Raw genomic sequence first — 11,579 nt, 5'->3', positions numbered from 1 at the left:
ATTGTTTAAAATGTACTGGCAGCACGGACTGGCAAAGTTGTTTTCTTGTTGTTCCCCGGTATCTGATAAGGTTCGCTACTATCCCAAGAAACAGCGTTTTCAATTCCTCTTTCTGTTGATGACCAATATATTCCACCTGCTGCGGTGAACCAGTCATTTGAGACATTATAGATGATTTTAGCATTGTAGAGTAGCTCTAATAACTTTAATTCGCCTGATGCAGGTAAATACCAACTTCCTGCTGTTCTTCCTTCGGTTTGATAGGTGTAGCATGCATAGGCGGCAGGATATGCTTCTGTGCAGATCTTTGAGGTGTTTGCTTGCCCATTGAAATCACCCCATGCTTGGTCTTTATTTATATCCCATTGTACAATCATTCCTTGTGCGTTTATCTTCGTCGTTTCGACACCTGAAGTTGCTGTATAATTGTAGAGTTCTGTTACGTCATTGGATTCAGTTGACCATGCATATCTATCTTCACTTATATCTTGTAATGCAATGATTCTTCCATGCTCTGAATGTCTTAATGTCCGATTGATATCTCCGTCTTTTTCGTCAGTGAGTGCGAATACAATACCTATGGGCGTTTTGTATGGATTGATGTTGGATGAAGAGGAATAAGTATTGTCACTATAATAGATATCTCCAATAGTGGCACCTGCATAATTATTATCTCCAACTTCGATTCCGGTCTGATTAGTATTGTTCCATGCTGTAATTACCGCTTCACTGATTTGCAACTGCCCTTCCTTGATGAGTACATTATATGTATATTGCTGTCCCGATTGCCAGTTAGTCTGAGGAATAGTAACGATAGCTTCATCCTGATTACCGAATGATAACTTTAATGTTACAGTCTTCTCGTCCATATTCATGGGGATTGCCAATAAATCTACAGAACTATTAGTCTGGCTGATAGTGATATTTGACTCTATAGCAATGTCGCTTTCTTCGGAAGGGTCGAGAATACTCCCACCATCCATTACATTCAAATACGCATGAGTAGGAACACCGGATACCCCTACAGATGAAAGATTATATTCTTTGGTATTATTTTCCGCCTTTTTAATATTGAAAGTAATGCGGGATAATCCATGCTTAAACAGTATCTTAGCTTTAGGATTGCTAGCCTTTACATAGGTTAGTTGATTGTCCGAGTTTGCGCTATATCCATATAAATAATCCGTTTGCGATGCTGTCTCAATTGGAATTGAGTGAAGATTGCATTCTTCTCTATATGGATAATAAGCGTAGATGGGTACGTCTATATCTTCCGTCAAGTATATCTTATTATTGAGTGTGCAATTACCATCTACATAAGTAACTCTATTATTGTAGCCATAAGTGAGGGCTTCATTACCATTCCCTTTTATGGCAAATATACCAAAGTCGCATTCTTCCGGCAGATTTGTACCGTAAATAATGGAACGGGTCTGTGATATATTGACATCTATTTCCAAAGGAGCTTTTTTGTCATTACTTGTCTGAAGAGTTTCGTCTTCATTGCTACAGGAAGAGACGGACAGTGCGCAGCCTGTTAAAGTAGCTATCAGTATAGATTGAATTCTTTTCATAACTTTCTTTTCTTTAATTGTTTATTGTGATGTCACCACTGTTATTATTGTGCCATGCTTCTACCTCTACATTACCAAGAACGAGTTCTGATTCATTCACGGTAGCATCAAAAGAATATTGTTGTCCTCTTTTCCATGCCGTCTCTCCATTTATTGTCAATGGTTGAGAATATGTATGACCGTCTATGGTGATAGTTATGGTTATAGTGCCATATGCCATTGTGGGGATAGACATTATTACCACTTCGGTGGTTGTGGCTTTATTTACCGATATTTCTGTAGAGTATTTTAACGGTTCGCTATATGAATATCCGTCTGTCTCAAAACCGCCGTTTCGAAGATTTATATATCCGGTAGTAGGTAATATGTTTCCGCCATCTTTCTGGTTACTCAATGTAATGTCGGTAATGACAGCGTTATCATTCTGATAATATTCTGCTAATTTAAATTTAAAGACAACTTTAGCCAAAGCATGATACATCGTGACATTTGCCGTAGTCTGGTTTACATTGAATTCGTTGCTTTGACCATACAGATAATCGATGGCATTGTATTTATAAGTTGCTACAGGGATACGTCCTCCGGAATAAAAGTTCTCATTTTCTGTGAGACTTTCATCATATGGTGCATACGCATACATCACATAATTTCCATTCGATATCATTTCCCATGAATAAGGAATTTCCCATGAATCTCCATTCTTGGAGAGTTTTGCATTCACATAATCACTTATTGGCTGTTGGGGCATTCTCCATATACACGTTCCAATCTCTGTCGGCATCTCTCCACTTTCTCCGTTGCCGAACGTTACGTTACCTATTTTAAAAATATTGTCCGATGTTGTCGCGGAAGATACTTTTCCCCGTGCTTCGTCGTCGCCTTTTGTGACAACCAATACATAATAATAAGTCGTGTTGGGGCGCAGTTCATAAATCGTTGTACTGGCATTACCGCCAATTACATTGGCGGAATATTCTTCCGCGTTGCTCATATCCTGTGAGGTGGAAAGAAGGAAATAGCACTTGTCATAAGAGCCGTAAACAGATCCCGTAAGAGTGATAGATGTGGCACTGATATTACTTGTCCCTATCTCCCCTATTACTGGAACAGTACGTGTCGGTTCATCCAAATCCTGACAACCGCTGAGCAATATGCATACGCCTAGCGCCATGCTGCTCAATATATATTGTATCTTTTTCATATTTTCTATTTCTGTTTTATTTAAAAGCAATAGCCGATTCCGATGTTTCCTACAAATTCGTTTCCTTTATCTCCATTTTTAATCGTATAAATGCTACCTGCATTGACGAGAATGTTTTTTACGCGGAACATAAGACCGAAATCCAGTGCGGCACCGTCATAACAGTCGGGATCATATCTCAGATATTTGTCTCCTGTCATTTCCCAAGCTATTTTTCGCTTGGCATAACCGGCTCCAAAATAGATATGGACAGGGCACCAAAGACGCAGGATAAGACCTCCCGTTGCAGAGTAAAAACTATTCTTGCTTTTACCGGTGTACCAGTGGTTACTGGTTTCCGAGTCAGATTCATAATCAGTAGACTGCAACGGACGGTAGAGCCCTTTCACATACCAGCCGAGATTCTTTACTCCGCCCACCATGAGCCCGAAAGAAGGGCTTCCAAAGTCATTCTCCGGTAATCCGACTTGCAGGCTTGCAAACCATTGGTATTTCTCCGGTTTTTGAGTCCACCAACTTTCTTTATAAAGTTGCACGCTCAGAGGTGCTACATTCAGTTCTTTGGGGCGCATTCCTCCATAGAAAATTTTGATTTTCTTTATCGGTTTGTTACTTTCCAGTTTGAACGTTCCGTCTAGTTCTGAAAGTGTAGCTTCCGTGTCTCCTTTTACGACGACTTTCGCTCCCGGTATCGGGTTCCCCTTTTTATCTGTAACAGTGCCGCTAACCGTATTCTGTGCAGACAGGTAGATGTTTCCTAATAAAAGGAATAGCCCTGACATCAATAGATTCTTCATTTGTTTTATTTTTTTATTGTTGATTGATATTATGGTTTCAGTTTCAGCGTCTTCCAGCTCTCTGTGAGAGAAACGGAAGAAGAAACTGTTGCTGTTTGTACTTTCCGGTTTACGACAACAGACTGCTGCTTTACATTTGTCGTGATGTAATTCCCCAGTTCCTGAAGCGTTACATTACCTTTGGTCTCCTGTAGTTTTTTGAGTAGAAAGTAAGTAAACAGACCGTGTCCTTTTTCTTTATATGGAAAAGCCGTTTCATCGTCCGATGCCGCACTGAAAATTACCATATTTCCTTTTGGATCTTCTTTTTTAGCCTTCAACGCCACTCCACGGGCGGAAGCAAGCATGCCGCCATCACGTTTGGCACCGCTGAAACAAGCATCCAGAAAGACAACTACCGATTTGGCACTCAGGCTGCCTAACTCTGCGTAGAGTTTACTAAGCGGATAGCAACCTTCTGTCTGTGTGCCGTCTGCATCGATGGGAAGCAGATAAGCGTCTTTGGTCGCTTCATTCGGAATGCCATGCCCAGCATAGTAGAAGACTATTTGTATATCTCCTGAATATGCTGAGGCTATATCCTTTATGTCACGCATAGCGCGTAGCATTGTCCCGTATGAGGCATCGGGATAGAAACGGATATTGTTCTGAGGCATTCCCAGCGTCTTTTCGCAATAGCGGCTGAAAGTCTTCCCGTCACTCAATGCCATCGGAACTTTGGTGACCATACTGTAATTCTCGTTGGAGATAATTACGGCAAATGTTTTATTGTTATCCACCTTAGCTTCCGGTATATTTATATCTACATCCGAACTTCCAATCTTTATTTCGTTCTTTTGTACTCTCGATGCTGGAGACGCCGACGTGCCGGTCTGTGCGAGAGAACCATAATCAATAGCGTCAAAGTGCATATCGACAGATGTTTCTGTATAGTTGAGCGAAGCCTTGTCGCTGTAACAGTAAGAATTTCCCATCGGTGTAACGAACGTTACGCTTGAAAGAGCCAGCCGATCATTGTTGATGAAAAACTTAGGTTCTTTGAGTTGCATCCCGTTCCAGTTGCTGGCAAAAATTTTGGCTTCATTGTTTTCGCGAGGGACGGGAAGGATGACTTCACCGAATCTGGACTGAATCAGGAATACCTGATTGTCGGCATCGTATGGTTTCAACTGCATATCACTTAGCTGTACGCTTCCCGCATAGCTGTTTATATAATTTGCTTCAGCTTCTTTGAGCAGTGCTTTTACTTTTTCTTCACGTTTGGATTCTGTCACTCGCTCTTTGTATTCTTCTACCGTCTCATAAGGGTCTTTCGTCTGCCAGATACTGATTTTCTTTTCTATATAACTTTTGGCAAACTGAGAATATCCCGGAATGTCATAGGTTGAAGAAGTGAATGGAGCGTTTGGATTATTCCCGGCTGATTGTTGGCTACTGGAGGCAAGTGAAGGACTGTCTACAGTGTGTCCGCTTTTTGCAGGGGTATTTCCCGAAAAATCTACCAGTGCCGGAGCAGAAGAAGCAACCACCGTACTTCCGCCTAAAGAGGCGATTTTCCGGTTGATGGCACTTAGCTCGTTGCTATTTTCCAAACAACTATAGGCTGTGGCCAATGCTTGCATATATTTTAAGGAAGTGGGATCGGCTGCCAACACTTCTTTAAAAGTGGCGATTGCGGCGGTAAAGTACTCTTCGGACTGCTTTTTAAATGATTTATTTCCTTCCATCACACTTTTATTGTAGCAGATTACTCCAAGGTTGTAGTAGTTCAACCCTAAATGTTTGGCAACTTCCAGGCTACGCGGGTTGGAATTCCGTAATGTGGTATAAATGTTCAGTGCCTGCTGATAGTTGTGTGTTTCTTCATACAGTTTCCCCTGTATGTTAAGTAACGTAGGGTCATTCGGCTTGATGGTCAATGCTTTGTTCACAAATACTTGAAGTCCTTCATTGTCTCCATTGTCAATGCAGCAGTTAATAGCTGTAGAGAGCATATTGAAATCAGAAGGATAGCTGGCTATCGCTTCCTCCAACACGCTTCTGGCTTGCGCGTAATCTCTAATAGCTCCACATGCTTTGGCCATGAAGACAAATACGCTTTGCCGTTTTTTAGTGTCATGGGTGTCCAGATATTCTCTAAAATATGGAATTGCCTTCGCATAATTTTTTGAATTATAGGTTCCCGATGCGGCAAAATATACCATAGTGGGGTAATAGCTGTCCTTCGGCAACTGTTCACCTTTGAAGGCTTTCATAATTGGTATGTCCACATAGGCTTGTGCAAACAGGAGTGCATTTTGTTGTGTTCCCCTTTGTGAGTTGAATATGGCTCCTTTTTGCAAATAAGGAAACATATCCCGCAGAGCACCTTTTGCCTGATTGTAGGCTGCGCTGCCTCGTGAAGATGAGTTCAGTATGGCAACATACTCTTTGTAGCCTTGGTATAGCGTGGAATACATCGCCGCCTTGTCACCATTTTCATTATTGAGACGGACAAAAGTCTTGTATGCGCTGGCAGCGCTTTCCAATGACTGGGCGCGAATTGTCTGGCACGTCATTCCGGCACAAGCTAATAAACCGACTAATAATAGCTGTTTTCTCATAAGTCTTATGAATTAAAGTGCGTCTACGAATAATAGTTCAACACTGATTCTTCTGAATTCGCTTCCTTCTTTTTCAGTAACTTCGATATCGTATTTATAATTGGTATTCATTTTCGAAAGTTCGGGTATATTCTTTTCGATATAATCTTTCACACCTGCCGCACGCAAGAAAGCGAGTTGTTCATTTTCTGTGATTCCGCTTTTTCGTGTAACAGTGATGTTGGATAAGTTTCCATCTTTATAAATCGGTTCGTTTGTGAAATCACCGTAATGTCCGTCATAAGCAATCTTTCTTCGGATAGGAGAAGCGTCTGCCACACCGGTAATCTTGATTTCAAGTTTTTTATCGTCTTTGATATATTGCGAGAATCTTTCTTTGAACGCCTGTTTCATAATATTTAGCATGGAAAGGGCCGCTGCTGATTCACTGGATATATATTTCCCCGGCTTAAAGTCTTCTTTTGCGGAGAAAGTCTGGTCGACGGTATATGAATAATCGATTTTGTAATTCATGATTTTTTTGCCGTCAGCATCTACACCGGCTATGATACCTGCATCTACGGCAATGTTGGTGTGCTCGGAAATTGATTTGTTTTCCATAGCCATTTTTACGATATCGTCCTTGATTTCTTTCAGTTTGATTTCGTCCATGTTGGACTGTTGAACCATCTCTAATGGTACGAAGTCTTCTTCGGACTTCAGATAATCGAGTGATTCCCTTTCCAGGTTGTCGAATGTATAGGTCTTTCCGGAAGCTTTATTGTAGACATCGGCATAGATTAATTCAAACTTGTCATCCTTGTTGACTCCATATACGGCATTGCGGAATTCGAGATTACCGGGATCCATAAAATCGGATACTTCTTCAGTCGGAATAGGAAGATAAATGGGTGGCATGGAGTTGAAATCCACAGCCAACATATTAGAAGTTGGATTATATTCTCCGAATTTGACCTCTGATTTGTCTACCAGATTTTCAGCCATACGGGTTGCCACCTCTTGTTCGAACAGCATTTGTTGCTCGGCGCGTGTTTTGTCGTTTACACGAAGATTATATTCTTCCATCGTTTCTCCTTCTTTCATTTTCATCCATTCATTCATGCGGTCGTTAACTTCATCTGCAATCAGATTGGTATAACAAGGAGCCAGGTTTGCTATATTTTCGTAAGTAATATCATTACGGGTATTATAAGCAAGATAAACAGTTCCTTTTCCATCTTTCACGAACAGGGCGTCAGTGATGCCTCCTTGCGGGTTTTCAATATAGCGACGATCCTCACCGTTCATGAGGTTGAGGATGGATATGCGATTGTCTCCTGTTACGATAGCAATGTATTTCCCTTCGGGATGATAGCTGCAGAACAATGCTTTTCCCATGGCGTCAATGGTTTGCTGTATCAATAACGTCCGTGTGTCGTATATGGATAGAATGCCGTCGGCTGTGACAATAGCCAGTTGGTTGCTGTCATCTGAAAAGTCGAAACAATTAATTGGTGCGGTGAATGTGAGTCTTTTCTTTTCCGCCTTGCTCTCGATATTCCAAACGGACAACTCATTTCCATTCGACGCGGCTAGAAAGTAATTATTGTTGCTGATAGCCATCCGTTCGGCTGTCAGTGGAAGAGTGACTTCTTGCAGTAGTGCATACTCTTTCGTATCGAAAAAGTGTATTCTCTTCTTAGAATCGGAAATGACAAACTTTTTTGCATTCGGAGCGTAGCAAATAGCTATTGGTGAGAATGTCTTCGGGAATTTGTGTATCGCTTTCTCCGACTGCCAAAGGTTATGAATGCTTACTTTTCTTTTGTTGCCTTTCCCACTGAGGACAGCAAATGAGGAGCCCGAGGGATTGATCTTTAATGAAATGACCGGATCGGAAGAACTGAGCATGGAATTGCGTAGATTGTAGCTCTTCTTACCATTATGAAAGTAAGTAGAAAACAGGTAATTATCCATTCCCATAGGGACTACCTTTTGTGGATAAATGTATTTCTGCTGTGTTTCCTTTTGCGTTGTCACTTGGGCAAACATATAGGGAAAGCACAAGCAACATGATAAAAATAATGCTAATTTTCTCATTTTAGTTTGTTATGTTCTACTTAGTTCCGAGGTAGATTTTACATTGTGTAGGGCGTGGAACTATTTCTGGTGGAAACGCCTTTTTTGTATTGTCACAATGTCAAAATTAGTATAAAATGAGAAGATGATAAAATGCCGTTTTTGGGAAAACTGCCTGGATGTGGAGCGATTACGCTTAACCGGTCGGAACTGATGTTTTATTGGTGTTTTTTTTGTTCTGTTCTTTTTACCCTCTCGTCCTATAACATTTCGAGTGTTTCTTTGAGTTTGGAATAATATCTTCTGGATGCCATCATTTCCATGTTGGTGAATGGCGGATAAAGAATACAACGTAAGCTATTGTTCTCTATAGAAGATAAATATTCAATGTTTAAGATACAGTTGGAATTTATGCGGGCGAATGATTGGCTAAGATTGAGTATATCTTTTGCCTTGATAGTCATTCGCAGGCGATGATGCTCCAGGCTGGTAAGTGTAACTTGCCAGCAACGTATCTCATCCAGATAACGGAAACAAAGAATATCAGAGCAGCGCAAGAGCAACAGGCTGGTCATTGTCTGTAAAGCAAACTTGCTGCCGTCATTTAACAATCGACGCATGGATTGCTCAAAGTTATTACTGCTTGACTCTATTCTTTTATGTACTCTGTCAATGATTTGCTTGAGTTCACAAGGTTGGTAGGGCTTAAGCAAATAGTCGAAGGCTGAAGCCCGGAGAGCGTCAAGCATATATTTGTCGAATGCGCTATAAAAAACGACATGCATATTTGAATGTATGTATGGACGTATTTCTTGTAGTAGTTCAATTCCGTTCATTTTAGGCATTTCTACATCCAGAAACAGCAGATCGGGTTGGAATTTGATAATACTTTTTTGAGCTTTCAGCGCTGATGTTGTGGTTTCTAATATATTAATGTCCGGATAGGCATTTAAATCTTCTGATAAGTTTTGGATAGCATTAATCTCATCGTCAACAATGATAGTGGTGATGGTTCTTGTGTTCATATATTAAAATTTAATTTGATAGTTGAATGGAATGAAAATGGTGACTAATGTTCCGTGTTGTCCGGAATTATTTGGTTGAATGTTTTGAATGTCGAATGTTGCTTTTTGTTCGTTTTTGCTGTTTAGTAATTCAATAGTACGGAACAGAACCTTTAGTCCGTTGCCTGTGCCTCGTTTGGATTCTTTATGTGTGCCGGGTTGGTAGCCGCTTCCGTTGTCCTCAATGCGGATTGATAAACCGTCTTCTGTTTGGGAAATTAATATAGAAACCTGATTGTCTTCATTTTCTATTGTATCAAAGGCATATTTGAGTGAGTTCTCTACCGGTATTTGGATAATCATGGAGGGAATTAAAGTATTCGTGGAAATATCCTTATCGATGTCCCATAACACGTTGGCTGTATTAGGATTCGTCTCTTTCCGCAGTGTGACATACTTTTTTACAAGTTCAACTTCTTCTCCCAATTCTACTGCGATTTTATCTGAGACAAGCAGATTCCCACGGAGCACTTCAATTAGTAATTGTAATGGGTGTGCCAGTTCAGAGTACTGTTTGAAAGTGGGCATGATAGCGTTGAGAACATTGAATACAAAATGTGGAGAGATGCGGTTACGGATATTCTCCATACGTAGTTCTGCTACCATTGCCATTTGTTTGTTGTATTTGCGTTCGCTTTTCCGGCGGATATGCAGGATGATGGTGAATGCGAGAAGTACGGAAATGACTAACAGGGCGGTGGATAGGACGATAGCTCCTTGTTGTTGGGAAATTTGTGTCTCATTGTTGGCTATGGTAATGTTTCGTTTAAGCAGGGTGGTGTCCTGGCTGTAGCGATAGCTTATTTCGGTGATGTTGGCAACGTTGCGGGCATTTCGCAGGGAGTCATCATACTGGTTCACAATTTCCCGGTATCGATAGGCTTTTTCAAAGTTCCGTTTCCGGGCGTAATAATCCATCAGGCGTTTGTTGTGCAGGTGGATAGAGGTTGCTCTGGAAGTTGTGCATGGTTTTGACAGATAGTAGTCGGCAGCGGTAAGATTGTTTTCTTTCAGTGCCAGCCCTGCGTATAGGCTGTTCAGGTAAAATATCTGGTCTTGATTGCCATTAGGCGCTTTTGATAAGGCAAGGTTAGCTTTATCCAGGTAATAATGTGCCGAATCCGGTTGGTCCAATAGGGTGTATAGTTCCCCCATGTTAATTTCGATACTTATATTGAAATAATCGTATTTGAATTTGTTTGATATCTTATAGGCTTCCTGAAAGCATTTGAGCGATTCATTATAATCTTCCCGCAGATAGAGACTGTTGCCTTTATTGTTATAGAAGAATACCTGTTCTTGTGCCAGTGCGCTGGCAATGGATTTCTCTGCGAGTTGAAAATAACGGTCGGCTTGTGGATAGTTGTTCAAGTAGGTGTATGTTTGCGCCAGCCCGGTATATATAGAGAAATATTCTCTTGGTGAATGGAGTGAATCTGCTACGGCGAGTGCTTTTAGATAGAAGTCGGCTGATTTAGGAAGATTGCCGTTGATGTTGTACATATCGGCGATATTGATACAGACGCTTATTAATTCGCCATGGTTATTTGCAAATTGCAGGGCATCGTAAGCGTGATGCAAACAAATCAGTGCGGAATCTATTTTGCTTTCAAACTGCAGGAGCATGGCATGATGATTCCAACACATGGCTTCCAATTCTTTCGCTTCCGGAGTTCGTTCACAAAAGCTCAAAACCCGCTGTTGGATAGGCCGGATACTTTCCGGCTTTCCTTCATAGTATAGACAAAAGCCGATAAACAGTTCAAGTTTATAGTAAGCTATGCTGTCCGTCAAGTGCTGTTGTGTGTGTGCGAATAGCTCTCTTATCTTTTGTGGATGGGTATAAATGGAATCGATTCGTGAGAGTACAATGCTGTCCACTGTTATCCTGTCTGTCGGTTCTATATTTCTTTTTTGTTCTGAAGTACATGCTAGAAATAAAAGTGCACAAATTCCTCCCACTATCATGTTCTTCATTGATTTGCTATTTTTCATGTTTTGAATTCCCTTATCTATTTGTTTACTGCAAAAGTAAACTAAAATTTTGTCTTTTATGCGGACGGTTGTTTGTGAAAACAATGAAATGCTGCTTATTTGGCTGGATTTAACGCTTAGTCGGTGAATAATAATGTTCGTTTTCCAGCTTATTTTTATATATACAAAGGTGATATGGAAGGTTTCTGTTAATAATGGGGGGATTCGGCAGGGTAGGTGTCTCGTGGTTCATATTTGCCCGAAATAAATAACAAAAGACTGCGCCAAACGTTTGTATCTGTTTTGAG

Annotated in this window: 7 protein-coding genes; all 7 read right to left on the bottom strand. The window is 40.8% G+C overall.

Annotated elements, in window-relative coordinates; translation table 11 throughout:
• Positions 1 to 5: 5 nt before the first annotated feature.
• On the bottom strand, positions 6 to 1,574 hold the full coding sequence (locus BacF7301_RS01405; protein ID WP_167959639.1) for a fimbrillin family protein: 1,569 nt from the start codon (positions 1,572 to 1,574) through the stop codon (positions 6 to 8).
• Between the two features lie 13 nt (positions 1,575 to 1,587).
• Positions 1,588 to 2,775, bottom strand: a complete 1,188-nt coding sequence (locus BacF7301_RS01400; protein ID WP_167959638.1) for a fimbrillin family protein — start codon at positions 2,773 to 2,775, stop codon at positions 1,588 to 1,590.
• Between the two features lie 20 nt (positions 2,776 to 2,795).
• Positions 2,796 to 3,572 carry a carboxypeptidase-like regulatory domain-containing protein gene (locus BacF7301_RS01395; protein WP_167959637.1) on the bottom strand — a complete coding sequence of 259 codons (777 nt, stop codon included), beginning with the start codon at positions 3,570 to 3,572 and terminating at the stop codon, positions 2,796 to 2,798.
• A 29-nt stretch (positions 3,573 to 3,601) separates the two neighbouring features.
• A complete protein-coding gene (locus tag BacF7301_RS01390; RefSeq protein ID WP_167959636.1) occupies positions 3,602 to 6,175 on the bottom strand; it encodes a caspase family protein in 2,574 nt (857 codons plus the stop codon).
• Between the two features lie 12 nt (positions 6,176 to 6,187).
• Positions 6,188 to 8,137: a WD40 repeat domain-containing protein gene (locus tag BacF7301_RS01385; RefSeq protein ID WP_167959635.1), complete on the bottom strand. Its 1,950-nt coding sequence runs from the start codon at positions 8,135 to 8,137 to the stop codon at positions 6,188 to 6,190.
• 356 nt (positions 8,138 to 8,493) lie between these two features.
• Positions 8,494 to 9,258, bottom strand: coding sequence for a LytR/AlgR family response regulator transcription factor (locus tag BacF7301_RS01380; protein WP_167959634.1), 765 nt, complete (start codon positions 9,256 to 9,258; stop codon positions 8,494 to 8,496).
• 3 nt (positions 9,259 to 9,261) lie between these two features.
• Positions 9,262 to 11,274, bottom strand: a complete 2,013-nt coding sequence (locus tag BacF7301_RS01375) for a tetratricopeptide repeat-containing sensor histidine kinase (protein ID WP_167959633.1) — start codon at positions 11,272 to 11,274, stop codon at positions 9,262 to 9,264.
• Between the last annotated feature and the right edge of the window lie 305 nt (positions 11,275 to 11,579).

This window comes from Bacteroides faecium (genome assembly GCF_012113595.1).
GTDB classification, from domain to species: domain Bacteria; phylum Bacteroidota; class Bacteroidia; order Bacteroidales; family Bacteroidaceae; genus Bacteroides; species Bacteroides faecium.
Note: the sequence above shows the minus strand (reverse complement) of the source record. Positions and strands in the feature narration are given on the sequence as shown.